Genomic DNA, 23962 nt, shown 5'->3' with positions numbered 1-23962 from the left:
CCCGGTGGGGCTACCGGTCGGATCGGTTCCCGCCGGGTTGAGCCCGGCCCGCGCTACCGGCCGGACCGGTTCCGCCGGCCTGAGCCCCCCGGTCGAGCTACCGGCCCACCTCGGCGGGTGTCGTTGCCCGGACCGCGACCCGGGGGCCGACCAGGGCGACCGGGCCGGCGCACCGGTCGAGCAGGCGGCGGCTGGTGGACGCCTCGGTGGTCGGGGTGCAGCCGACGACGAGCAGCGAGGCCGACCCGGCGTGGCGGGTGAGCCCGGTGACCGGCTGGGACCTGGCCACCCTGGTGTCCACCGGCACGTCGGGGTACCGCCGGGCGCACCGGTCGACCAGGTCCGCGGCGGCGCGCGCGGTCGGCGTGGGCAGCGGTCCGGCGTCGAGTGCCTCGCGCGTGCAGCAGACCGCGCGCACCCCGGTGTTCAGGGCCCTGGCCAGCGCGAACCCGGCCAGGAGGGTGGCCTCGGACAGGGCGTCGCCGTTGGCGCCGGCCAGGACGGGCAGGTCGTCGCGCAGCCCCGCGCCGGGTGGGACGACGACCACCGGGCACCACGCCGAGGCGGCCACGACGAGCGCGAGCGCCCTGTCCGCCGCGGTCCGCGAGCTCACGACGACCACGTCCGCGGTGCGGGACTCGGCCACCAGGGCGCGTGCGGTGGACGCGCGGACGTGCTCCCGCGAGCCCGCCGGCAGCAGGTCCGCCGGCTCGTGCGCCGCGTCGTCGGCTCGCAGAACGGCGAGGCCGTGACCGAGGCGCTTCGCGTAGGCCGAGGCCCACAGCGCGGCGTCGAGGTCGTCGAGCTCGCACGACATGCCCAGGACGACGCGGGCGGGCGCGGTGACGGCGAGGTGGCCCTCGGCCCCCGGCAGAACCGGCCCGTGCGGCGTTCGCTCGTCGCTGGTCAGTGACATCCTGATCGCCTCCGGTGGTGACGGGTGCGCAAGACCACCCGCTCGCGAGTGATCATGCGGCGCACACGCGAAGCGATGCCCGCACGGATTCTTACATCGGCAGACGTCGCTGTCGGTTATCCGCAGGGGCCAGGATCACTCGTTCGGCCTAGAAGTTCAGGGTGAATTCGCGTTTAAGACGCCTCGAGACGCGCGGTCGGGCGGTCGCCGGCCGCGTCCCTCACGCCGTCGGCAGGGGCGTGCCGTGCGCTGCCGAGAGGCCGTCGAGGGCGATGCGCAGCTGCCGCCGCCACACCCACGCGCCGTGGTCGGCCACCAGTTGCGCGGTGTGGCTCAACGTGGCCAGCAGCAGCGCCAGGTCGGTCGTCGTCGCGTCGGCGCGCAGCACCCCCGCGTCCTGGGCGCGGGTGCGCAGGTCGTCGAGCACGGGGTGCAGCAGGCGCGCGCAGTCCAGGGGCGGGCCGCTCCAGTTGTGGCCGTACGCCTCCACGACGGCCCGGTGGCGGGCTTGGGTGGCGAGGGCGTGCTCGTAGAACCCCTCCAGCGCGGCCTTCGGGTCGTCGGTGGTGTCGGCCGCCTCGCGCGCGGCGCCCGCCCACGCGGTGAACTCGCGGTCGAGGACCTCTTCGAGGAGGTCCTCCTTGGTGGGGAAGTGCCGGTAGAGCGTGCCCATGCCGACGCCGCTGCGCTGGGCGATCTCCCGGACGTCCACAGCGCTGCCCTGCTCGGCGAGCACCTCGGCGGCGGCCTCGATGATCGCGGCGCGGTTGCGCTCGGCGTCGGCGCGGAGGGGTCGCCGGGGCGGTGGGTCGGTGGCCACAGCCCCAGCATAGTCGCTTTTCGGACGTAACGGAGCGCACGCTCCGCTTGTGCTAGCGTCAAGAGGAGCAAACGCTCCGCTTCGACCACCGAGGATGGCCATGACCACGCCCGCGCGCACCGCCGTCGACACCGCGCCGCTGTTCCGCCCCTTCACCGCCGGTTCGCTCGACCTGCCGAACCGCGTCGTGATGGCTCCCATGACCAGGCAGTTCTCCCCGGGTGGGGTACCGGGCGAGAACGTCGCCGACTACTACGGCCGGCGCGCCGCCGGCGGTGTGGGCCTGATCGTCACCGAGGGCACCTACGTCGGGCACCCCAGCGCCGGCGAGAGCGCCGACGTCCCGCGCTTCCACGGCGAGGACGCGTTGGCGGGCTGGGCGCGCGTCGTCGAGCGCGTGCACGCCGAGGGCGGCCGGATCGTGCCGCAGCTGTGGCACGTCGGCGCGTCCCGCAAGCCGGGTTCGCCGCCCGTGCCGGAGGCGCCCGTGCTGACGCCGTCGGGCCTGGACCTGGAGGGCGCCCCGATCGGCGAAGCCGGCCCGGTGCCGACGACCACCGACCTGGAGTCCGTCGTGACGGCCTTCGCCGAGGCCGCCGCCAACGCGAGGCGACTGGGCTTCGACGGCGTGGAACTGCACGGCGCCCACGGCTACCTGCTCGACAACTTCCTGTGGGAGGTCACCAACCGCCGCACCGACGGCTACGGCGGCAGCGCGCTCGCCCGGACCCGGTTGGTGGCGGAGGTCGTGGCCGCGGTGCGCGCCGCGACGTCGCCGGACTTCCCGGTGGTCCTGCGCCTGTCCCAGTGGAAGCCCGGCGCCTACGACGCCAAGCTGGCGCACACGCCGCAGGAGCTGGAGACGATCCTGACGCCCCTGGTGGAAGCGGGCACGGACATCTTCCACGGCTCGACGCGCCGCTACTGGCAGCCCGAGTTCGAGGGCTCGGACCTGAACTTCGCGGGCTGGATCAAGAAGATCACCGGCCGCCCCACGATCTCCGTGGGCTCGGTCGGCCTGGACGGCGAGTTCCTGGCCACCTTCGCCGGGCAGACCCCCTCGGCCACCGGTATCGACCAACTCCTGGAGCGGCTGGCCTCGGACGAGTTCGACCTGATCGCGGTGGGCCGGGCGCTGCTGGCTGATCCCGAGTGGGCTCGCAAGGTGGAGAAGGGCGATGTGGCGGGTGTCGCGCCGTTCACGCGGGACGCGCTGACGTCCTTGCTCTGATCCCGTGCTTCCGGCCGGGCCGCCTGTCGCCGCGAGGTGATGGGCGGCCCGGCCGGCTTCAGGCCGCGCGTCAGCCTCCGGAGCCCCCGGTGCTCTCCCTGACCTCCAGCCGGAACGGCGTCTGCACCTGCTCGGGCGGCAGGTCGGCGGTCTCCACCCGCCGGAGCAGCAGGTCGACGGCGGCTCCGGCGATGGCGGCCTTGTCGGGGGCGACGGTGGTCAGCGAGGGGCGGCTGTAGCTGCCCTCCTCGTTGTTGTCGAACCCGACCACGGCCACGTCCTCGGGCACGCGCAGGCCGTGTTCGGCCACCGTGCGCAGGGCGCCGACGGCGAGCAGGTCGTTGAAGCAGAACACCGCGTCGGGCGGTTCGGGCAGCGCCAGCAGCGCCGCCATGGCCGCCGCGCCGTCGCGGCGGTGGTAGTTCAGGGCGGTCGCCACCAGGTCGTCGCGCGGCGGCAACCCGGCCGCGGCCAGCGCCGACCGGTAGCCCTCCAGGCGCTGCGCGGCCGTGCCGCGGTGCGGGTGCGCGCCGATCGCCGCGATCCGCGTGCGCCCGAGCGACAGCAGGTGCCGCACCGCCTCGCGGGCCGCGCGCACGTTGTCGATGCCCACCCGGTCGATGGGCAGGTCCACGCTGTGCTCGCCTAGCACCACCACCGGGATGCCGGGGGCCAGCTCGGCGAAGTCGCCCTCCAGCAGCGCCTCCGGGCTCACGATCGCGCCGTCGATCAGGTGCGTGCCCAGCGAGGCCAGGGTGGCGCGCTCGCCCTCGCGGGTGCCGAGCGTCTGCTCGATGAGCACGTTCCACTCGTGGGACTGGGCCGCCCGGAGCACCAGCCCGGCCAGCTCGCCGAAGTACGGGATGCCCAGCTCCGGCAGGACCAGCCCCAGGAACCCGGTGCGCCCGCGACGCAGGTTCCGCGCCCCGAGGTTGGGGCGGTACCCGGTGGCGAGCAGGGCCTCCTCGACCCGCCGGCGGTTGTCGCCCCGGACGAACGCGTGGCCGTTGACCACGTTGGACACCGTCTTCACCGACACGCCCGCGAGCGCGGCGACGTCCTTCAGCGTGGCCAACCACTACCTCCACCCGACCGTCGGTGCTGGGGTCGAGCGGGATGCTATCGGCACCACCGGTCCTTTACAACGTTGTACCAACGATGTAAAAAACTGCTCGTGACGCGAGTCACGCACACCCGGATGAGGAGCACCCCATGTCGCAGTCCGTCCGCGCCGGAGCCGCCCTGGCGGCGGTGACTCTCCTGATGACCGCCTGCACCGCCCGCGAGAGCCCGACCACCACGAGCGGCACCGGCGGTCCCGCCGCGTCCGCCGCCGCCTCGCAGGTCGCCGGCCCCGGTTGTGCCCGCGAGGCGATCGGTTATCCGAAGGTCGACGTGAAGGACGCCGTGGTCGGTTTCTCGCAGTCGGAGAAGGATGCCAATCCCTTCCGCACCGCGGAGACGCAGTCGATCAGGGACGAGGCGGCCCGACTCGGCGTCCCCGAGGACAGGCTGTTGGTGACGAATGCGCAGAGCGATGTGAACAAGCAGGTCGGTGACATCAAGTCGTTGTTGGACCGGGGCGCGCAACTGCTGATCGTCGCCCCGTTGAACTCCGACGGCCTGCAACCGGCGCTGGAGGCGGCGAAGGCGAAGAAGGTGCCGGTGATCACCATCGACCGCAAGGTCAGTTCCGAGCCGTGCGGGGATTACCTGACGTTCATCGGTTCGGATTTCGTCGAGCAGGGCAAGCGGGCCGCCGAGGCGATGGTCGAGGTGACCGGTGGCTCCGGCAAGGTGGCGATCCTGCTGGGGGCGTCGGGCAACAACGTCACCACCGACCGCACCAAGGGGTTCAAGGACAACCTGCCCGCGGGCCTGGAGGTCGTGGCCGAGCAGACCGGCGAGTTCGACCGGTCCAAGGGCCAGTCGGTGATGGAGCAGCTGATCCAGTCCAACCCCGACATCACCGCGGTGTACGCGGAGAACGACGAGATGGGCATCGGCGCGGTGACCGCGCTGCGCGCGGCGGGCAGGTCGCCGGGCCGGGACGTCAAGGTCGTGTCGGTCGACGGCACGCGCAACGCGGTGCGGCTGCTCGCGGACGGGGCCTACAACGCGGTGATCGAGTCGAACCCGCGCTTCGGTCCGCTGGCGTTCCAGGCGCTCCAGGACTTCGCCGACGGCAAGGGCATCCCGGAGAACGTGATCATCTCCGACGACCAGTACGACGAGTCCAACGCCGCCGCCAAGCTGGGGAACGCGTACTGATGGTGCTGGAGGTCGTCGACGTCACCAAGGAGTTCACGGGCGTGCGCGCCCTGGACCGGGTGTCGTTCGCGCTGGAACCGGGGGAGGTGCACGCCCTGGTCGGCGAGAACGGCGCCGGCAAGTCCACCCTCATCAAGGTGTTGACGGGCGTGCACCGCCCCACCTCCGGCACGGTGCTGCACCGGGGCGAGCCCGTGGAGTTCGCCAGGCCGGTCGATGCGCAGCGGGCCGGGATCTCGACGATCTACCAGGAGGTGAACCTGGTCCCGCTGATGAGCGTGGCGGGGAACCTGTTCCTGGGTCGGGAGCCGCGTCGGTTCGGGTTGGTGGACCGGAAGCGGATGAACGCCGAGGCCGCCGAGATCCTCGGGACCTACGGCATCCGCGAGGACGTGCGCCGTCCGCTGGGGACGCTCGCGGTGGGCGCGCAGCAGGTGGTGGCGTTGGCGCGGGCGGTGTCGGCGGAGGCGGGTGTGGTGGTGATGGACGAGCCGACGTCGTCGTTGGAGCCGCGTGAGGTGGAGACGTTGTTCTCGGTGGTGGAGCGGTTGCGCGGACGGGGTGTCGCGGTCGTGTACGTCAGCCACCGGATGGATGAGCTGTACCGGATCTGCGATCGGGTGACGGTGCTGCGGGACGGCCGACGCGTGCACACCGGTCCGCTGCGGGACCTGCCCCGGATCGAACTGGTGTCGATGATGCTGGGCCGCACCGTCGGTGACCTGCGCGAGCACGGGGCGACGGCGTTCGGCGAGGAGCACCGCGCGGCCACCGAACCGGTCCTGGAGGCCCGGGACCTGACCAGCGGGCAGCGTTTGCGCGGCGTGTCGGTGTCGGTCCGGCCCGGCGAGGTGGTCGGTCTGGCCGGACTGCTCGGTTCCGGTCGCACGGAGACCGCGCGGGCCATCGTCGGCGCGCTGCCGCTGGACTCCGGCACCGTCCTGGTGGGCGGGGTGGAGGTCGGCTCGGGCGTGCCGGGCGCGATGCGGGCCGGGATCAGCATGCTCGCGGAGGACCGCAAGGCGGAGGGGATCATCCCGAACCTGTCGGTGCGGGAGAACATCGTGCTCGCCGCGCTGCCCCGGCTGTCGCGCTTCGGCGTGGTCAGCCGCGCCGAGCAGGACCGGATCGTGGCCACGTTCGTCGAGCGGTTGCGGATCAAGGTGTCGAGCCCGGAGCAGAAGGTCTCGGAGCTCTCCGGCGGCAACCAGCAGAAGGTGCTGCTGGCCCGGTGGTTGTGCACCCAGCCGAAGGTCCTGCTGCTCGACGAGCCCACCCGGGGCATCGACGTCGGCGCCAAGGCCGAGGTCCAGGCGCTGGTCGACGAACTGGCCCGGGACGGGCTGGCGGTGCTGCTGATCTCCTCGGAACTGGACGAGCTGCTCGACGGCGCGGACCGGCTCCTGGTGCTCAAGGACGGCGCGGTCGTGGACGAGCTGGTCGGTGACCAGCTCACCCAGGACAACGTGCTCACGGCGATCGCCGCCGGGCAGCCCGTGGCGGAGGCGTCGTGACCGCCCCGGCGCCGGCCCGGTTCGACCGCCGCCGCACCGCCCGGTGGTTGCAGGAGTACGGCGTGTACGCCGCCGTGGCCGCGCTGCTGCTGTTCAACATCGCGTTCACCGCGAACTTCCTGACCGTCGGCAACTTCCGCACCCAGCTGGTCCAGGCCGCGCCGGTGTGCATCGTCGCGCTCGGCATGGCCCTGGTCATCGGCACCGAGGGCGTGGACCTCTCCGTCGGCGCGGTCATGGCGCTGTCCGCCGCCGTCATCCCGCTCTACCTCGGCTACGGCCCGCTGCCCGCCGTCGCCATTGCCCTGGTCGCGGGACTCGTCGCGGGCGCGTTCAACGGCGTCCTGGTCGCCTACCTCGGCATCCAACCCATCGTGGCGACGTTGGCCCTGCTGGTCGGCGGGCGCGGCCTGGCGCTCGTGATCGCCGACGGGCAGCTCGTGCAGGTCCACGACCCGACCTTCCTGTGGCTGGGCTCCGGCGACGTGCTCGGCGTCCCGGTGGGCGTCCTGCTGGCCGGGGTGTTCGCCGTGGTCGTGGCGCTGCTGGTGGGGCGGACCACGTTCGGCAGGCAGATCGTGGCGATCGGCGGCAACCGGGTGGCGAGCACGCTGGCCGGCCTGCCGGTCAAGCGCGCGCTGCTGGGCGTGTACGCCATCTGCGCGGTGCTGGCGGCGGTGGCGGGCGTGCTGGCCACCGCGCGCCTGTCGGCGTCGGACCCGGCGGACGTCGGCCTGCTCATGGAGCTGTCGGCCATCACCGCGGTGGTCGTCGGCGGCACCCCGCTGACCGGCGGGCGCGTCCGCGTCCTGGGCACCGTGACGGGGGCGCTGCTGATGCAGCTGGTGGCGGCCACCCTGATCAAGCACGACCTGCCCTACTCGACCGCGCAGATGGCGCAGGCCGCCATCATCGTCGGCGCGGTCTACGCGGCACGCGAGCGGAGCAGCCGATGACCGTCGAGACCCGTGTTCGCCGGGCGTCCTGGGTGAGCGTGCTGCAACGCCAGGGCGCGGCCGTGGCGCTGGTGCTGATGGTGGCGGTCGCGTGGTTCAGCTTCCCCCGCTTCGGCAGCCCGGACAACCTGCGCGACATCGCGTTGCAGAGCGCGTTCCTGGCCGTGATCGCGCTGGGCATGACGTTCGTGATCATCACCGGCGGCATCGACCTGTCGGTGGGCTCGGTCTACGCGCTGGGCGGGGTGCTCGCCGCCTACGGCTCCCAGTGGGGCTTCCTCGCCGCCCTGCTGTTGCCGCTGGCGGTGTGCGGGGCGATCGGGCTGCTCAACGGGCTGCTGGTGGCGCGGACGGGCATGGCGCCGTTCATCGTCACGCTCGCCACGCTGCTGTTCGCCCGCGGGCTGCTGCTGGCGATCACCTCCGAGGGCGCCACGACCTACCGGATCGCGGACGACTCGGCGTTCCTGGAGCTGGGCCGGGGCACGCTCCTCGGCTTCGGCTACCCGGTGTTCGTCGCGCTGGCGCTGTGCGTGGCGGGCGGGGTCCTGCTCCGCCGCACCGCGTTCGGCCAGTCGGTGTTCGCGGTCGGCGGCGCGGAGCACTCCGCGCTGCTCATGGGCCTGCCGGTGGCCCGGACCAAGGTCCTGGTGTACGTGATGTCGGGCCTGCTGTCCGGCCTCGCGGGCGCGATGACCGCCGCCTACCTCCAGTCCGGTGTCACGGTGATCGGGGTCGGCCTGGAGCTCGACGCCATCGCCGCGGTGGTCATCGGCGGCACCCTGCTGACCGGCGGCATGGGCACGGTCCTGGGCACGGTGATCGGCGTGGCGCTGCGCACCGTGATCCAGAACGTCATCAACCAGATCGGCACGCTCGACAGCAACTACCAGTCCGTGGTCAGCGGCGCGTTCCTCCTGGTGGTGGTCGTCCTCCAGCGCTCGCTGGCCAAGGATCCGGACAGGAGATGACCGCGGGGGCGGATCCTGCCCGCCCCCGCGCGAGCTCCCCGCCGTGTTCTCCCGCCGCGTTCCCCCTGCAACCCGGAGGCGCCCACGATGACCGCTCTCGCGAAACCCGTCTCGACCGCCCTGGCCGCGCTGCTCGTCGGCGGCGTGCTCACGACCTCCTCACCACCGGCGGTCGCCGCCGCGGCGCCCGACCTCCCGACCGCCGTGGCGGGCAACCCGTTCGTCGACGGCTGGTACGCCGACCCGGACGTGGCGGTGTACGGCGACCGGTACTGGGTGTACCCGACGACGTCGAAGCGCTACGCCGAGCAGACCTACCTCGACGCGTTCTCCTCGACCGACCTGGTGCACTGGACCAAGCACCCGAACGTGCTGACCACGGCGGACGTGTCGTGGGCCGAGGAGGCGGTGTGGGCGCCCGCGCCGGTCGCCCGCAACGGCCGGTACTACCTGTACTTCGCCGCCAACGACATCCAGGGCGACACGCAGCTCGGCGGCATCGGTGTGGCCGTCGCCGACCGTCCCGAGGGGCCCTACCGCGACGCGATCGGGCGTCCCCTGGTCGACGCGTTCCACAACGGGGCGCAACCGATCGACCAGGACGTCTTCATCGACGACGACGGCCAGGCGTACATGTACTACGGCGGGCACAGCCACGCGAACGTGGTGAAGCTGAACCCCGACATGGTCAGCCTGGGCAGGTTCGCCGACGGCGGCACGTACCGGGAGATCACCCCCTCGGGCTACGTCGAGGGCGCGCAGATGTTCAAGCGCGGCGGCCGGTACTACCTGATGTGGTCCGAGGGCGGCTGGACCGGCCCGGACTACTCGGTGTCCTACGCCATCGCCGACTCGCCCACCGGCCCGTTCACCAAGCTGGACAAGGTCCTGGCGCAGGACCCTGCGGTCGCGCGCGGCTCGGGCCACAACGCGGTGCTCAACGTGCCGGGCACCGACACCTGGTACATCGTCTACCACCGCCGGCCGCTGGGCGAGACCGACGGCAACCACCGCCAGCTCGCCTACGACCGCATGTACTTCAACGCCGACGGCACCATCCGGCGCGTGGCGATGAAGGTCCAGGACAACTTCGCCGACGACAACACCCACGGCTGGAAGACCCACGGCGGCACGTGGACGGCCTCGGGCGGGCGGTTGCGGACGGACGCCTCCGCCGGGGGCAAGGCGTTGCTGGACACCAACTTCGGCGACTTCACCCAGGACACGCAGGTGACGGTCACCTCCGGCGGCGGTGACGCGGGCCTGGTGTTCCGCGCGACCAGGCCGGCGGTGGGGGCGGACGCCTACGCCGGCTACTACGCGGGCATCAGCCCGGCCGGCCGGGTCGTCCTCGGCCGCGCCGACAACTCCTGGACCCCGCTGGGCTCCGCGCCGCTGACCACGGCCGTCGGCACGGCCCACCGGCTGCGGGTCACCGCGGTCGGCGCGTCGATCAGGGTGTACGTCGACGACATGACCACCCCGCGGCTCGACGTCGTCGACGCGGCCTTCGCCTCCGGCGCGAACGGCGTGCGCGCGTTCAACGCGGCGGCGACCTTCGACGACGTCGCGGTGGGCCCGGCGGTGGGACCGGTCGCGAACCTCGCGCAGGGCCGCCCGGCCACCGGCACCCCGGCGTGCGCGCCGGGGGAGGGGCCGGAGAAGGCCGTCAACGGCACCGTGACCGGCGGCAACGGCGACAAGTTCTGCTCCTCCACCCCCGGCGCGTGGCTGCGCGTCGACCTCGGCGCGAGCAGGTCGATCTCCCGGTTCGAGATCGCGCACGCCCAGGCCGGCGGCGAGCAGGCCGGCTTCAACACCAGGGCGTTCGGCCTGTCCGTGTCCCAGGACGGCACCACCTGGACGAGGGTGGTCGACGTGGCCGGCAACAGCGCGGCCACCACGGTCCACCCGGTGTCCGGCGTGTCGGGGCGCCACGTCCGCCTGGACGTCGGCACGCCGACCGGCACGACCGACGGTGCGACGCGGATCTACGAACTGCGCGTGTTCGGCTGACCGCCGCCCCCTCGGCGCACGACCGCACCACCCCGCGAAAACCCGGCTCCTCCACCCTCCGCACCCGAAGGAGTTCCATGCGCAGCCTCGTCGCCCCGGCGGCGGCCGTGCTGGCACTGGCCGCCGGCCTCGTCGCCGTGCCCGTCGCCACCCCGACCGCGTCCGCCGCGATCGTGCCGAAGACACCGCCGCTGTCCACGCCGTGGACCGGCCAGGTGTCCACCACCAACCCCCTGCCGGAGTACCCGCGCCCGCAGATGACCCGACCGGACTGGCAGTCGCTCAACGGCGAGTGGCAGTTCCTCAACCCGGCCACCGACGGCGCGGGCAACGTCAACCGCAACGCCGCGCCGCCGCTGGGCCAGACCCTGCCCGAGCGCGTCCTCGTGCCTTACCCGATCGAGTCGGCGCTGTCGGGCATCATGCGCAACGACAACCGCGACCTGATGTTCTACCGGCGCACCTTCACCGTCCCGCAGTCCTGGGGCGGCCGGCGCGTGCAGCTGCACTTCGGCGCGGTCGACTACGAGGCCACCGTCTGGGTCAACGGCACCCAGGTCACCGCGCACCGGGGCGGCTACGACCGGTTCGAGGTCGACATCACCCCGCAGCTCAACGGCGGCACGAACGAGCTGGTGGTGCGCGTCTACGACCCGACCGACGGCCGCGGCGAGAAGCAGCCGGTCGGCAAGCAGGTCAACAACCCCAGCGGCATCTTCTACACGCCGTCGTCGGGCATCTGGCAGACCGTCTGGCTGGAACCCACGCCGACCTCGTCGGTCTTCTCCGTCGACGTCTACCCGAACCTGGCGAACAACACCGCCCGGGTCCGGGTCTTCACCCGCGGCGACGTCACCGGGCACACCGTGCTCGCCGAGGCCCTGTCCGGCTCGACCGTCGTGGGCAGCGCCACCGGCGGCTTCACCGAGTTCTCCGTGCCCGTCCCGAACGCCCGGCGGTGGTCGCCCGACGACCCCCACCTGTACGACCTGCGGGTCTCGCTGCGCAACGCCTCCGGAGCCACCGTCGACCAGGTGGTGAACTACTTCGGGATGCGCGAGGTGGGCAAGAAGATGCTCAACGGCGTCATGCGGCCCACGCTCAACGGTGACTTCGTGTTCCAGGTCGGCACCCTGGACCAGGGCTTCTGGCCCGACGGCCTCTACACCGCGCCGACCGACGCGGCCCTGGCCTTCGACGTGCAGAAGCACAAGGACCTGGGCTTCAACATGATCCGCAAGCACATCAAGGTCGAACCCGCCCGCTGGTACCACCACGCCGACCGGCTCGGCCTGCTGGTGTGGCAGGACGTCCCGTCCACCCCGACCTCCGACGCCAACCGCACCCCGGCGCAGATCGCCCAGTTCGAGACCGAGGCCCGCGAGATCGTCGACGAGCACCGGTTCTCCCCGGCGGTGATCGCCTACGTGCCGTTCAACGAGGGCTGGGGCGAGTGGAACCTCGCCGAGACCCAGCGCGTCACCACGAGCCTGGAGAACCACGACCCCACCCGGCTGATGAACGCCCACAGCGGCTACAACTGCTGCGCGTCCAAGGGCGACCCGGGCACCGGTGACATGATCGACTGGCACGTCTACACCGGGCCGGACGCGCCGCGCCCGAGCTCGACGCGGTTCTCCGTGCTGGGCGAGTTCGGCGGCATCGGCCTGCGCAACCCGGGCCACGAGCACAGCCCGAACGGCCAGTTCTTCGCCTACGAGCAGGTCTTCAGCACCGCCCAGCTCAACGACCGCTACACCGGCATGGTCCGCGACGTGCGGCAGCTGATGACCACCAAGGGCGTCTCCGCCTACGTCTACACCGAGATCGCCGACGTGGAGGGCGAGTACAACGGCCTGTTCACCTACGACCGGCGGGTGCAGAAGGTCGACACCAACCAGCTGCGCGCCGCGCACGCCGACCTGATCAACGCCTCGCGCAACCTCAACGCCCCGGTGCCCCTCACGCTCGGGCACGTCCGCTCGTTCCGCGTGACCACGCCCGGCTACACCGACCGGTACCTGCGGCACCTGAACTCCGCCGCCCGCACCGACGTGATCAGCGCGGCGAGCGCCGACGGGCCGCGCCAGGACGCGTCCTACCGGACCGTGCCGGGCCTGGCCGACCCGCGCTGCCACTCGTTCGAGTCGGTCTCCCTCCCCGGCCGCTACCTGCGGCACGCCGACAGCCGGGTGCGCCTGGACGGCGACACCGGGGGCTCGTTCCGCGCGGACGCCACCTGGTGCTCCCGGCCGGGCCTCGCGGCGGGCGGCACGTCCTTCGAGTCGCTGAACTTCCCGGGCACCTACCTCCGGCACTACGCCGAGGGCGTGTACCTGGCGCGCAGCGGCGGCCCCAACGCCTGGGACACCGCGACCGGCTTCGCCGCCGACGCCACCTGGAACACCGCCGACCCGGCGCTGTGGCGCAGCTCGGTGCGGTTGGCCACGGACGTGCGCCAGTCGCTGCGGGTCACCACCTGGGGCTACACCGACCGGTACCTGCGGCACGCCGACAGCCTGGCCTACACCGAGGTCGTGACCAGCGGCAGCAGCGCGCTGCTCAAGGCCGACGCCACCTACACCGTCCGGCGCGGCCTGGCCGACTCGTCGTGCTACTCGTTCGAGTCGGTGAACTTCCCCGGTCAGTTCCTCCGGCACGCGGCCGGCCGCGTGCGCAACTCCCCGAACGACGGCACGGCGCTGTTCCGCGACGACGCCACGTTCTGCGCCCGCCCCGGGCTGAGCGGCACCGGCGTGACCTTCGAGTCGATCAACGTCCCCGGCTCCTACCTGCGCCACCACGATTCGCAGGTGCACATCGCCTCTGGTGGCGACACCGGGGCCAACCGCCCGCAGACCCTGACCGCCGACAGCAGCTGGACCCTCGCGGCCCCCTGGGCGCCGTAACCGCTCCCCGTGCCGTGGTGGTCGCGCGACCCGCGACCACCACGGCACGCTCACACCGTGATGACGACCTTGGCCCGCGCGTGCTCGTCCTCGACGTACCGGATGGCGTCGGGCACCTCGTCGAGCGCGTAGGTCCGGTCGACCACCGGCACCAGCCGCCCGGCCTCGGCGAGCTCCCGCAGCGTCGCCAGGCCCTCCGCGCTCGGCCGCGCGTCGAGGACGAGCACCCGGTGCCCGCGGACCAGGGGAGCGCACAGCTTCGCCCGGATGATCAGGCCCATCGGACCGACGAGGCTGCCGCCGGTGGACACGCCGCCGCCGGACAGGACGAGCGTGCCCCCGGGCTCGAGCGCGCGCCGGAGCCGGGTCAGGGGGTGGTTGCCCACGAGGTCGAGGACGACGTCGTGGCGTCCCGCGTCCCGGGTGAAGTCGTCCCGGCGGTAGTCGACGACGTGGTGCGCCCCGAGCGAGGCGACCAGCTCCGCGTTCCTGGCGCCGCACACCGCGGTCACCTCGGCGCCGAGCCACCCGGCGAGCTGCACGGCGAACGTGCCGACACCGCCGGACGCGCCGTTGACCAGGACCCGCTGCCCGGCCCGCACCCGCCCGAGGTCGCGCAGGCCGGTGAGCGCGGTGGTGGCCGCCAGCGGCATCGCGGCCGCCTGCTCGAAGGTCAGGCCGGCGGGTTTGCGGTCCACGGCGTCCTCCGGCGCGCACGCGTACTCGGCGAACGCGCCCCCGGCCTCGCCGTACACCTCGTCGCCCGGTCGGAACCGGCTCACCCGCCGGCCCACCGCCTCCACCACGCCCGCGAAGTCCGTGCCCCGGATCCCGACCCGGGGCGCGCGGAGCCCCATCACGCCCGGCACGAGCCGCGCCAGGTACGGGTCGCCGCGCATGACGTGCCAGTCGCGGGCGTTCACCGCCGCCGCGCGCACCCGCACGAGCACCTCGGTGTCCGCCGGCGCCGGCCGCTCCACCTCCCGGAGCACCAGCACGTCGGGGGAGCCGTACCGGTCCTGGACGATCGCCCTCATCGCGCACCCGCCGGTCGGAGCGCCGGTGCCGGTCGGAGCGCCGGGGACGGGCGGCGGGAGCGGTGGACGACCCGCTCGGCCACCACGACGTTGACCAGCCAGCCGGTGAGCATCAACAGCGCCTCGGCGAGCGGTCCGGGTTCGCCGAGGACCAGCGCCCCGACCGCCAGGGTGAGGACCTGGGTGCCCGCGCCCAGGCCGACCGCGTACGCGCGGATCATCCAGTCGCGGTGCCGGGCGACGTCGCGGCGCCGGATCGCGGCGGTCCCGAGGACGAGGAACAGGACCCAGGCCGTGCCGAACACGAGCCGGGGGCCGGTGAGGAGCGGCTCGACGTCCGGGCCGTGGTGGACCAGGGCCAGCCACAGCGCCGACAGGGCCCCGACGAGCCCGCACGGCACCAGCAGCCGTCCCGCCGCCCGGTGCCACCCGGGCCGCCGGGCGCGGAACCGGGCCGCGAACTGGAGGGCGCCCAGGACGGAGTACGCGCTGACGGCGACGATGTGCGCCACCAGGGGGACCGGCGCGACGGGGTGGTACCGCTCGCCGTTCGGCGCGAGCGGGGGGCCGCCGGCCAGCTCGACCAGCCGGAGGGCGCCCGCCAGCACCGGGAAGAGACCGAGCGCCATCAGCCCGGCCGGCACGCGCCACCCACCCCGGGGGGAGGCGAGGCGCGGTGGTGTCGTCGTCATGCCTGGATGGTGGTCGGTGCGGCGGTGCCGGCTCATCGGGAATCAGGCCGGGATGTGCCGGCCGGAAGACCGGGACCGGGGTCGTACTTCCGGCTACCGGTGGGCCTCGCCGCGCCGGACCCGGCCGGTGTCGTGGGCCCAGATGGCGATCTCCACCCGGTTCCGGGCGCCGAGCTTGTTCATCAGGCTCGTGACGTGGGTCTTGACGGTGCTGAGCGTGATGTGGAGCCGGTGGGCGACCTCCAGGTTGGTGAGCCCGGCCGCGACCGCGGCGACGACCTGCTCCTCCCGGTCGGTGAGCGCCTCCACGGGCTGCGCCGGCGGGCCGGGCGGTCGGGAGCCGGCGAACGCGTCGAGCAGCCGGGCGGTGACGCTCGGGGCGATCAGCGCCTCGCCGTTCGCGGCGGCGTGGACGGCCTGGGCCAGCAGGGCGGGTCCGGCGTCCTTGAGCAGGAACCCCCTGGCCCCCGCGCGCAGGGCCGCGTAGACGTACTCGTCGAGGTCGAAGGTGGTGATCACGACGACCGCCAGGGGGTCGGCGACACCAGGCCCGGCGAGGGCGCGGGTGGCCTCGATGCCGTCGACCACGGGCATCCGGATGTCGAACAGGCACACGTCGGGGCGCAGCTCCCGGGCCAGCTCGACCGCGCGCCGACCGTCGGCCGCCGCGCCGACCACCTCGATGTCGGGCTGGGCGTCGAGGATCATGGTGAGACCGGTGCGGATGATCTCCTGGTCGTCGGCGACGACCACGCTGACGCTCACGCGGCACCCCCGGTGCGCGGCAGCACGGCGGCCACGGTCCACCCGCGGTCCGGGTTCGGGCCCGCCTCGCAGGTGCCGCCGAGCAGGCCGGCGCGCTCGGCCATGCCGATGAGCCCGTGGCCCCGCGCCGCGGTCGGCGGGGCCGGGCGCTCGCCGTCGTCGGTCACCCACAGGCGCACCGCCCGTTCGTCGACGACCACCCGGACCCCGATCCGGGAGGCGTGCCGGGCGTGCCGCCGGGCGTTGGTGACCGACTCCTGGGCGAGCCGGTAGGCCGCGGTCCCGACCACCGGGGGCAGGTCCTCGACGTCCCCGACGATCTCCACGTCCACGGCCGGGCCGGGTGCCGACCCGCCCGCGAGCCGTTCGAGGTCGGCGACGCGCGGGTTCGGCGCCAGGTCGACCGGTTCGCCCCGCCGCAGGACGCGGACCATGGCGCGCATCTCGGTCAGCGCCCTCGACGCCTCGGCCTCGATCACCCGCAGCGCGTCGGCCGCGGCCTCCGGGTGCGAGGTCGACGTGGCGAGCCCGGCCTGGGCGCGGATGGCCATCGCCGAGACGTGGTGCGCGACGGTGTCGTGCAGGTCGCGGGCCAGCCGCTCCCGTTCGAGCAGCGTGACCCGGTCGAGCTCCCGCACCCGCGCGCCGGCCCGGAACCGCAGCGCCGCGCCGAGGGTGGCGGCCGTGGACAGGACGACCACGCCGGCGACCGCGTCGGCCGGGCTGGTGGTGCCGAGCACCAGCGAGGAGCCGAGCTTGGCCGACAGGACCAGCGAACCGAGCACCACCTCGCGCCCGGAACCCCAGCGGAACAGGGAGAACGGCAGCAGCAACAGGTAGACCAGCGTGTTCAGCTCGGGCTCGGCGCCGGTCAGCACCGGGACCACCGCGCAGACGCCGAAGGCGATCCCGACCACCAGCAGCGGCCGGGTCCGCCGCCACCGCAGCGCCGGCAGCAGTCCCGCGGTGACCACCACCGAGACGACCGGTGACCGGAGGTCCCGCCGCAGCACCCCCTCCAGCACCGCGGCCACCGCGAGCACGCCGACGAGGGCCCAGTCCCACCGGGCGCGCGAGGGTGGGTGAGGGGGACGCTGTTCGGCCCACACGGAGCGCAGGAACTCGTGCACCGGCCCAGGGTAGGCGAGCCCGCGCCGCGGCAGATCGGCCTGAAGTACGAGTGCCGGGGCAGTGCCGTCGTTCGCCGGATCGGCCATCCGCCGGACCGGGTGCCCGCCGGGCCGGCCGTCCGCCGAACCGCCGTCCGCCCACCCGGTCATCCGCTGATCTGGTCTTCCGCTGTTCGAGTGGCCACAGGTTGGTTGCGGAAAGTGCCGGAAATCGTGAGCCTTAGAACTGGTCTCACGTGGTTGCTTTGACGAGTTGCTTGAAGCAGGTCAGCGCTGCGGCCAGAGTGGCGAAGGAGCAGTAGTTGACGGCCTTGCGTTCGTAGCGGACGACGAGCCTGCGGTAGCCGAACAACCAGGAGATCGTGCGTTCGACCACCCAGCGGTGGCGGCCGAGTCGTTGTGAGGACTCGATGCCTTTGCGGGCGATGCGTGGGATCGTGCCGCGGTCGCGCAGCCAACGGCGGAGGTGGTCGATGTCGTAGGCCTTGTCCGCGTGCAGCTTCGCGGGCCGGAAGCGGCGCGGACCGCGTCGGGAGCGGATGCGCGGGATCGCCCGGAGCATCGGCTGGAACGCCTGGCTGTCGTGCAGGTTCGCGGCCGAGACGCCGACCGCGAGCGGCAACCCGGTGCAGTCGGTCACGACATGGATCTTCGAGCCGGACTTGCCACGGTCAACCGGGTTCGGCCCGGTCGTGTCGCCCCCTTTTTCGCCCGGACCGACGCGCTGTCCAGGATCGCCCGCGACCAGTCCACCAATCCCCGGCCGCCGAGTTCGTCGAGTACCGCCTGGTGCGGTCGCCGCCACAGCGCGGCCTGCGTCCACTGCGTGAACCGACGATGCGCGGTCGGCGCCGACACGCCGAACGACGGCGGCAGATCCCGCCACCTACATCCACTGGTCAGCACGAACACGATCGCGGTGAACACCGCCCGGTCGTCCACCGGAGCCGTCCCACCACCCTGCGGGCGCCGTCTGAACTTGGGAATCAGCGGCTGCACCAGCGCCCATAACTCGTCCGGCACCAACCGCGACGACAACTGATCGACCACGGCACCACATCATCCCAGCACCGTCACCGCCACGTGAGACCGGCTCTTAGTCCGTTCGCGCGAGACCGAATAGTCTAGAAATAGCTGTTTGTGACCGATGGCACAGTTGTTATGTCTTTTCTGGTCTTTTCGAGTGATTTGTTGATCTTTTGTCCACCACTCGATCGGGTGAAGATGGTGCGGTCCCGCCCGGCGGGTCGATCCCCGCCTGGGCCCCAGGTTCTCGAAGGGCTGCACCCCAGTGGCAAGAAAAGGCATCGTTGTCGCCGCCGTCCCCGTCGTCCTCTCCGCGCTGCTGATCGGCGGTGTCGCCCCGGCCCAGTCGCAGGTGCCGTTGCAGAGCCCGATCGACATCTCGCCCGCGTCGATCCGCATCAACCCCCACCTCCCCCAGTTGCAGATCTCCTACGGCCACCACGCCGCCGGCGACCTCCACTACGTCCGCAAGGACGCCGTGGCCGCCAACGGCTGCGCCGTGCGCGACCACGAGGAGACCGAGGAGTTCGAGGTCGAGGCCGGCGCCGGCCACGTGACGCTCTCCAACGTCCGGTACGACCTCGTGCAGTTCCACTTCCACACCCCCTCGGAGCACCGGCTCGCCGGCCACTCCGACCCGCTGGAGATGCACCTGGTGCACCGCAGCGCCGCGGGCGCCCTGCTGGTGATCGGCGTGCCGCTGCGCGTCGGCGCGGCGTCCACCGTGGACACGGTGCTGGCGCAGCTCGCCCCTGAGTGCGGCGAGGAGGTGCACGTCGCCGACATCGACCTGAACACCCTGCTGCCGGTCAACCGCGCCACCGCCCGCTACACCGGCTCGCTCACCACCGCGCCGTTCACCGAGGGCGTGCAGTGGTTCCTGATGAGCGAGAAGACGGTCACCCAGGCCACCGTCACCCGCTTCCAGAACCTGTTCTACAACGGCAACTCGCGCCCCGTGCAGCCGCTGAACGGCCGCACCGTCCAGGTCGAGCTGCCCCACCTCTGACGAGCCGACCGGGGTGGGGAGCTCCTCCTCACCCCACCGGGGAAGCGGTGGTCGCGGCGCGCCGGAACTCGCTCGGGTTGGCGCCCCGCACCCGCTTGAACGCCGCGCTGAACCCGAACGGGTTGGCGTAACCCACGGTGCGCGCGATGTCCGCGACGGTCGCGGCCTCCCGCTCGACCAGCAGGTCCGCCGCGAGCGTCATGCGCCAGCGGGTGAGGTAGGTCAGCGGCGGTTCACCGACGAGGTCGGTGAACCGCTTGGCCAGCGTCGAACGCGACACCCCGGTGCGGTCGGCCAGCGCGGCGACCGTCCACGGCGCCGCCGGTTCGGCGTGCAGCAGGCGCAGCGCGTCGCCGACCACCGGGTCCCGCTGGGCGGCCCACCAGGACGGCGGCTCGCCGCCGGGCCGGTCGAACCACTCGCGCAGCGTGCACACCAGCATCCAGTCCAGCAGCCGGTCGAGCACCACCTGCTGCCCCGGCGTGTCCACGGACAGCTCGGCGGCGAGGTGGTCCAGCACGGCGTCGGCCGTGCCGCCGGCGTCCACGCGCAGCACGACCGGCAGCGCGTCCAGCAGCCGTCGGCTGATCTCGCCGCGCACCGGGTAGGCGCCGACGATCAGGGTCGTCGCGCCCCGGTCCTCCTCGGTGGCCCCGCAGCTGTCGTGCCAGCCGCGCCGGTGTCGGGTCCCGCCCTGCTCGGGCGTCGCGCAGTCCTCGCCGCACGCGATCGGCTCGGCCCGGCTGCCGACCTCGTCGACGAAGGTGAACGTCGCGGGGCCGCGCACGACGATCGTCTCCCTGGCCCGCAGCGGCTCCGGCCGGTGGTGCTCCGGCACGATCCAGCCCGACCCGGTCAGCACGGTGCACAGGGTCAGCGGCGCGCCGTCCACGAAGTGCAGCGCCCAGGGCGGGGACAGGGTCGTGCTGCCGAACAGCGAGCCGTGGGCCCGCACCCCGCGGATCAGGTCACTGAAGGCGTCCACGTCCTCCAGGTTAGACGATCACGTAGGGAGTCCGGCTTCTCGCCTATGGGATTGTCCGAGCCGACCGGGTTCACTCGATCCCATGAGCAACGGCACCACTCTCGTCCTCGGCGCGACCGGCAAGACCGGCCGGCGGGTCGCCGCCCGGCTGCGGCTGCACGGCACCCCCGTGCGCGCGGCCTCCCGATCGAGTCCGACCCGGTTCGACTGGTCCGACCCCGGCGGCTGGGACGCGGCCCTGCGGGACGTCGACGCCGTCTACGTGGTGGCCCCGGGCGTGCCGGGCCCGGTGCACGAGTTCGTGGCGCGGGCCGGGGCGGTCGGCGTGCGGCGGCTCGTCCTGCTCTCCGGGCACGCCGCCGACACCTGGGGCGACTCCGCGTTCGGGCTGGACATGCGCTCGGCCGAGGACGCCGTGCGCGGCTCCGCACTGGAGTGGACCGTCCTGCGGGCGTCGAACTTCAACCAGAACTTCGACGAGGACCTCTTCCGCGCCCCGCTGGTCGCGGGGGAGCTGGCGCTGCCCGCCGGCGAGGTCCCCGAACCGTTCATCGACGTCGAGGACGTCGCCGACGCCGCGGCCGCGGTGCTGACCGAGCCCGGTCGGCACGCCGGGCGGGTCTACGAGCTGACCGGACCGCGGGCGATTCCCTTCGCCGAGGCCGTCGAGCTGATCTCCCGGGCCTCCGGGCGGGCCATCGCCTACCGGCGCACCTCCCCGGCCGAGTACGCCGCGGCGCTGGTCGCGGAGGGCGTGGGCGAGGACGACGCCCACCACGTCGCCGCGATGTTCGTGCTGATGGAGCGCGGTCTCCTCGCCGCGACGTCCGAAGACCTCGCCACCGTGGTGGGCCGGGCGCCCCGGACCTTCGAGGACTACGTGGTGCGGGCCGCGGCGGCGGGGGCCTGGGGGCGGTGACGGCCGGGTGAGCCCGTGGGGGACCACGGGCTTCCCCGGGGTCGCGGGGCCGGGCTCCCGTCCGGTCCCGCGCCGGTGCGCCCGGGTCGTGGGCCCTACGATCCCGGTCATGACAGCGGGAGCGGCGGAGCGGGAAGCCTGGGCCACGGACGACGACCTGAGCGCGGCGCGGGAGCGGTTCATCGCCGGGATACCCGGTTTCGCCATGCCCGCGGCCTGCGGCGTGGCGCGCGCGGACGCCGGGGACCTGACCTTCGGCCACGTGAACCGGCTCGGCGAGGTGCGCCCGCTGCCGACCGCCGTGCTGGCGTCGGTCTGCGGCTACGTCGCCACGACCGCCGTCTTCCGGCTCGACCGCGACCGGTTCGCCGAGGCCGTCGACCGCCTGGCCCCGGCGGAGGCGGCCACCCACCTCCGGCACCCGAACCTGTGGTCGTGGCGCGACCTGCTGGCCGGCGCGACGCCCGACAGCACCTTCCTGGTCTTCTTCCTCGCCTCCCCGGACGACCCGCCCGTGGACGGGGACGACGCGCGGTTCCGGCGGCTGCTGGTGGGCTGATCAGGTCCGGCGGGACCGGCGGCGCTCCGCGGCGGCGGTGTCGGCCAACCGGCGCGCGACGCCCTCGGCGGCGGCCCGCAGGTCCGGCACCAGGCGCTGGAGGTCGGTGCGCACCGAGCGCGCCACGACGCCCAGCGCGCCGGCGGGCCCGGGACCGCCGCCCGGGATGGCCACCGCGACCGAGCACGACCCGAGCGTCATCTCCTCGCTGGTCAGCGCGTAGCCCCGGGTCGCGGTGGCGTGGACCTCGCGCAGCAGCCGCCCGCGCTGGGTGATGGTGTAGGGGGTGAAGCGGGCCAGGGGGCGTTCGGCGTAGTCGCGCACGAACCCCGGGTCGGCCTGCGCGAGCAGCGCCTTGCCGACCCCGGTCGGGTGCAGCGGCAGGCGGGAGCCGGTGCGCGAGACCAGCGGCACCGAGCGGTGGCCGCACAGCTTCTCCACGTACAGGGCGTCGAAGCCGTCGCGCACGGCGAGGTGGACGTTCTCCCCGGTCGCCTCGTACAGGTCCTGCATGAACGGCAGCGCGGTCTCGCGCAGCCCGCCGGACACCGGGGCCAGCGCGGCGGTTTCCCACAGCCGCAGCCCGATGGCGTAGCGGCCGTCCGCGGCGCGGTCCAGGGCCTGCCAGGACGTCAGCTCGGCGGCCAGCCGGTGGGCGGTGGCCAGGGGCAGGTGGGCGCGGCGCGCCAGCTCGGTGATGGTCAGCCTCGGGTGCTCCGCGTCGAACGCGGCGAGCAGGGCCAGCGCCCGCCCGGTCACCGAGCGCCCGGGAGCACCGTCGCGGACCGCCATGCCGGCCTCCTCCCGCGCGAACACCGTCGTGGACAACCGCGGCGAACCCCGGCGCGAGCACCGCCGCAGCACCGCCGCGAACTGCGGCGTGAGCACCGTTGCGAACTCCGGCGTGAACCCCGCCGCGATCACCGCTCGGGGCGACCCTAACCGCGGGATCGGCACGGGATCTGCCCGTCCTTCCACTGGGCGGAAGGACTTCCTGGCGGTCCGCGCCGCTCCGCTCTTGGCTCGGGGACATGCGAACGCGAGTCGGGATCGTCGGCGCCGGTCCGGCGGGGCTGGTGCTGTCCCTGCTGCTGGCCGAGCGCGGCATCGACTCGGTCGTGGTGGAGACCCGCGACCGCGCGGAGATCGAGCGGACCATGCGGGCCGGGGTGCTGGAGCAGGGCACCGTGGAGCTGCTGACGGGACTGGGCGTCGGCGCGCGCGTGCACGCCGAGGGCGCCCGGCACGAGGGCATCGAGCTGCGGTTCGGCGGGCGGGGCCACCGGATCGACTTCACCGGCCTGACCGGGCGGGCGGTGTGGCTCCACCCCCAGCACGAGGTGCTCAAGGACCTGATCGCCGCGCTGGTCGGGACCGGCGCGGACCTCCGGTTCGGGGCGCGGGACGTGGTCCTGCGCGAGGTGGCCTCCGACGAACCGGTCATCTCCTTCACCGACGCCGACGGCACCCCGGTGGAGCTGCGGTGCGACGTGGTGGCCGGCTGCGACGGCTCCTCGGGCGTCAGCAGGCGCGCCGTGCCCGACGGGCGGCGCACCGACTACTTCCGCGCCTACCCGTTCGGCTGGTTCGGCATCCTGGCCGAGGCGCCGCGCTCGTCGCCGGAGCTGGTCTACGCCCACTCCGAGCGCGGGTTCGCGCTGATCAGCACCCGGACCCCGGACGTGCAGCGGATGTACTTCCAGTGCGCGCCCGACGAGCGGCCCGGGGACTGGGGCGACGACCGGATCTGGGCGGAGCTGGGCGCCCGGGTCGCGGGCGAGGACGGCTTCACCCTCAACGAGGGCCGCATCCTCGACAAGAGCGTCATCCCCATGCGCAGCTACGTCTGCGAGCCCATGCGGTACGGCCGGCTGCTGCTGGCCGGGGACGCCGCGCACGTGGTGCCGCCGACCGGCGCCAAGGGGCTCAACCTGGCGGTGGCCGACGTGGTGGTGCTGGCCCGCGTGCTGGAGCGGTTCTTCGCCACCGGCGACGCCGACGCGCTGGAGGACTACGGGCCCACCGCCGCGCGCCGGGTGTGGCGGGCCCAGCACTTCTCCTGGTGGATGACCTCGATGCTGCACCTCGACCCGGTCGGCTCGCCGTTCGACCTGCGGCGACAGCTGGGCGAGCTGGAGCTGGTCGCGGGCAGCACGGCCGCGGCCACCCACCTGGCCGAGTCCTACACCGGCTGGCCCCTCGAACCGTGAGACCGGCACGACCACCGAACACGGGA

General features: G+C 73.5%; 21 protein-coding genes. 11 read left to right on the top strand and 10 right to left on the bottom strand.

The window, feature by feature from the left end:
• Positions 1–97: 97 nt before the first annotated feature.
• Both Q5530_RS29555 and Q5530_RS29550 read right to left on the bottom strand, forming a co-directional pair.
• The gene (locus Q5530_RS29555) at positions 98–916 is read right to left on the bottom strand and encodes a hypothetical protein (RefSeq protein WP_415366090.1); all 819 of its coding nucleotides are present in this window, start codon (positions 914–916) and stop codon (positions 98–100) included.
• A gap of 220 nt (positions 917–1136) precedes the next feature.
• Positions 1137–1736, bottom strand: coding sequence for a TetR/AcrR family transcriptional regulator (locus Q5530_RS29550; RefSeq protein WP_415366089.1), 600 nt, complete (start codon positions 1734–1736; stop codon positions 1137–1139).
• Between the two features lie 100 nt (positions 1737–1836).
• Here Q5530_RS29550 and Q5530_RS29545 point away from each other — a divergent pair, with 100 nt between their 5' ends.
• Entirely contained in the window at positions 1837–2967 is a 1131-nt protein-coding gene (locus tag Q5530_RS29545; protein ID WP_415366088.1) for an NADH:flavin oxidoreductase, read from the top strand.
• A 70-nt stretch (positions 2968–3037) separates the two neighbouring features.
• Here the strand turns inward: Q5530_RS29545 and Q5530_RS29540 are convergent, their stop codons facing one another.
• A complete protein-coding gene (locus tag Q5530_RS29540; RefSeq protein WP_415366087.1) occupies positions 3038–4042 on the bottom strand; it encodes a LacI family DNA-binding transcriptional regulator in 1005 nt (334 codons plus the stop codon).
• 137 nt (positions 4043–4179) lie between these two features.
• Between Q5530_RS29540 and Q5530_RS29535 the strand changes: the two genes are divergently transcribed.
• From Q5530_RS29535 to Q5530_RS29510, 6 genes are all read left to right on the top strand, one after another.
• Positions 4180–5238 carry an ABC transporter substrate-binding protein gene (locus tag Q5530_RS29535; protein WP_415366086.1) on the top strand — a complete coding sequence of 353 codons (1059 nt, stop codon included), beginning with the start codon at positions 4180–4182 and terminating at the stop codon, positions 5236–5238.
• Positions 5238–6752 carry a sugar ABC transporter ATP-binding protein gene (locus Q5530_RS29530; protein ID WP_415366085.1) on the top strand — a complete coding sequence of 505 codons (1515 nt, stop codon included), beginning with the start codon at positions 5238–5240 and terminating at the stop codon, positions 6750–6752. The genes Q5530_RS29535 and Q5530_RS29530 overlap by 1 nt, the downstream gene beginning before the upstream one ends.
• The gene (locus Q5530_RS29525) at positions 6749–7708 is read left to right on the top strand and encodes an ABC transporter permease (protein WP_415366084.1); all 960 of its coding nucleotides are present in this window, start codon (positions 6749–6751) and stop codon (positions 7706–7708) included. Before Q5530_RS29530 ends, Q5530_RS29525 begins: the two co-directional genes overlap by 4 nt.
• Positions 7705–8679 carry an ABC transporter permease gene (locus Q5530_RS29520; protein WP_415366083.1) on the top strand — a complete coding sequence of 325 codons (975 nt, stop codon included), beginning with the start codon at positions 7705–7707 and terminating at the stop codon, positions 8677–8679. The genes Q5530_RS29525 and Q5530_RS29520 overlap by 4 nt, the downstream gene beginning before the upstream one ends.
• Before the next feature lie 87 nt (positions 8680–8766).
• Positions 8767–10695, top strand: coding sequence for a family 43 glycosylhydrolase (locus tag Q5530_RS29515; RefSeq protein ID WP_415366082.1), 1929 nt, complete (start codon positions 8767–8769; stop codon positions 10693–10695).
• A gap of 77 nt (positions 10696–10772) precedes the next feature.
• Positions 10773–13604 carry an AbfB domain-containing protein gene (locus tag Q5530_RS29510; protein WP_415366081.1) on the top strand — a complete coding sequence of 944 codons (2832 nt, stop codon included), beginning with the start codon at positions 10773–10775 and terminating at the stop codon, positions 13602–13604.
• Positions 13605–13654: 50 nt separating this feature from the next.
• On the opposite strand, the gene Q5530_RS29505 is transcribed toward Q5530_RS29510, so the two are convergent.
• The 5 genes from Q5530_RS29505 to Q5530_RS29485 form a co-directional block, all read right to left on the bottom strand.
• Entirely contained in the window at positions 13655–14641 is a 987-nt protein-coding gene (locus Q5530_RS29505; protein ID WP_415366080.1) for an NAD(P)-dependent alcohol dehydrogenase, read from the bottom strand.
• Complete coding sequence (locus Q5530_RS29500) at positions 14638–15333, bottom strand: DUF2306 domain-containing protein (protein WP_415366079.1); 696 nt, start codon at positions 15331–15333, stop codon at positions 14638–14640. Before Q5530_RS29500 ends, Q5530_RS29505 begins: the two co-directional genes overlap by 4 nt.
• A gap of 93 nt (positions 15334–15426) precedes the next feature.
• The gene (locus Q5530_RS29495) at positions 15427–16098 is read right to left on the bottom strand and encodes a response regulator (protein ID WP_415366078.1); all 672 of its coding nucleotides are present in this window, start codon (positions 16096–16098) and stop codon (positions 15427–15429) included.
• Positions 16095–17228, bottom strand: a complete 1134-nt coding sequence (locus Q5530_RS29490; protein ID WP_415366077.1) for a sensor histidine kinase — start codon at positions 17226–17228, stop codon at positions 16095–16097. Before Q5530_RS29490 ends, Q5530_RS29495 begins: the two co-directional genes overlap by 4 nt.
• A 232-nt stretch (positions 17229–17460) precedes the next feature.
• Positions 17461–18266 (bottom strand): IS5 family transposase gene (locus Q5530_RS29485; protein ID WP_415366183.1). Its coding sequence is split into 2 segments (ribosomal slippage): positions 17461–17930 and positions 17930–18266, totalling 807 coding nucleotides; the frame shifts between segments, so codons are not numbered across the junction.
• A 253-nt stretch (positions 18267–18519) separates the two neighbouring features.
• On the opposite strand from Q5530_RS29485, the gene Q5530_RS29480 reads away from it, so the two are divergent.
• Positions 18520–19263 carry a carbonic anhydrase family protein gene (locus tag Q5530_RS29480; RefSeq protein WP_415366076.1) on the top strand — a complete coding sequence of 248 codons (744 nt, stop codon included), beginning with the start codon at positions 18520–18522 and terminating at the stop codon, positions 19261–19263.
• Between the two features lie 28 nt (positions 19264–19291).
• On the opposite strand, the gene Q5530_RS29475 is transcribed toward Q5530_RS29480, so the two are convergent.
• Positions 19292–20248, bottom strand: a complete 957-nt coding sequence (locus Q5530_RS29475) for an AraC family transcriptional regulator (RefSeq protein WP_415366075.1) — start codon at positions 20246–20248, stop codon at positions 19292–19294.
• Positions 20249–20330: 82 nt separating this feature from the next.
• Between Q5530_RS29475 and Q5530_RS29470 the strand changes: the two genes are divergently transcribed.
• Positions 20331–21167 carry an NAD(P)H-binding protein gene (locus Q5530_RS29470; RefSeq protein WP_415366074.1) on the top strand — a complete coding sequence of 279 codons (837 nt, stop codon included), beginning with the start codon at positions 20331–20333 and terminating at the stop codon, positions 21165–21167.
• Between the two features lie 109 nt (positions 21168–21276).
• Positions 21277–21726 (top strand): hypothetical protein, encoded by a 450-nt coding sequence (locus Q5530_RS29465; RefSeq protein ID WP_415366073.1) that lies wholly within the window; start codon positions 21277–21279, stop codon positions 21724–21726.
• Here Q5530_RS29465 and Q5530_RS29460 read toward each other — a convergent pair whose 3' ends face one another.
• Positions 21727–22614, bottom strand: a complete 888-nt coding sequence (locus tag Q5530_RS29460) for an IclR family transcriptional regulator (RefSeq protein ID WP_415366072.1) — start codon at positions 22612–22614, stop codon at positions 21727–21729.
• A 143-nt stretch (positions 22615–22757) separates the two neighbouring features.
• Between Q5530_RS29460 and Q5530_RS29455 the strand changes: the two genes are divergently transcribed.
• A complete protein-coding gene (locus tag Q5530_RS29455) occupies positions 22758–23936 on the top strand; it encodes a 4-hydroxybenzoate 3-monooxygenase (RefSeq protein WP_415366071.1) in 1179 nt (392 codons plus the stop codon).
• Positions 23937–23962 lie beyond the last annotated feature (26 nt).

This window comes from Saccharothrix sp. BKS2 (assembly GCF_047689505.1).
Taxonomy (GTDB): Bacteria; Actinomycetota; Actinomycetes; order Mycobacteriales; family Pseudonocardiaceae; genus Actinosynnema; species Actinosynnema lopnurensis.
This window is presented reverse-complemented; position numbering and strand designations above follow the sequence as displayed.

Coding starts and splice junctions, on each gene's coding strand:
- Q5530_RS29470 (WP_415366074.1), top strand. CDS start 20,331: ATGAGCAACGGCACCACTCTCGTCCTCGGCGCGACCGGCAAGACCGGC.
- Q5530_RS29455 (WP_415366071.1), top strand. CDS start 22,758: ATGCGAACGCGAGTCGGGATCGTCGGCGCCGGTCCGGCGGGGCTGGTG.
- Q5530_RS29500 (WP_415366079.1), bottom strand. CDS start 15,333: ATGACGACGACACCACCGCGCCTCGCCTCCCCCCGGGGTGGGTGGCGC.
- Q5530_RS29505 (WP_415366080.1), bottom strand. CDS start 14,641: ATGAGGGCGATCGTCCAGGACCGGTACGGCTCCCCCGACGTGCTGGTG.
- Q5530_RS29520 (WP_415366083.1), top strand. CDS start 7,705: ATGACCGTCGAGACCCGTGTTCGCCGGGCGTCCTGGGTGAGCGTGCTG.
- Q5530_RS29515 (WP_415366082.1), top strand. CDS start 8,767: ATGACCGCTCTCGCGAAACCCGTCTCGACCGCCCTGGCCGCGCTGCTC.
- Q5530_RS29535 (WP_415366086.1), top strand. CDS start 4,180: ATGTCGCAGTCCGTCCGCGCCGGAGCCGCCCTGGCGGCGGTGACTCTC.
- Q5530_RS29510 (WP_415366081.1), top strand. CDS start 10,773: ATGCGCAGCCTCGTCGCCCCGGCGGCGGCCGTGCTGGCACTGGCCGCC.
- Q5530_RS29465 (WP_415366073.1), top strand. CDS start 21,277: ATGACAGCGGGAGCGGCGGAGCGGGAAGCCTGGGCCACGGACGACGAC.
- Q5530_RS29555 (WP_415366090.1), bottom strand. CDS start 916: ATGTCACTGACCAGCGACGAGCGAACGCCGCACGGGCCGGTTCTGCCG.
- Q5530_RS29530 (WP_415366085.1), top strand. CDS start 5,238: ATGGTGCTGGAGGTCGTCGACGTCACCAAGGAGTTCACGGGCGTGCGC.
- Q5530_RS29545 (WP_415366088.1), top strand. CDS start 1,837: ATGACCACGCCCGCGCGCACCGCCGTCGACACCGCGCCGCTGTTCCGC.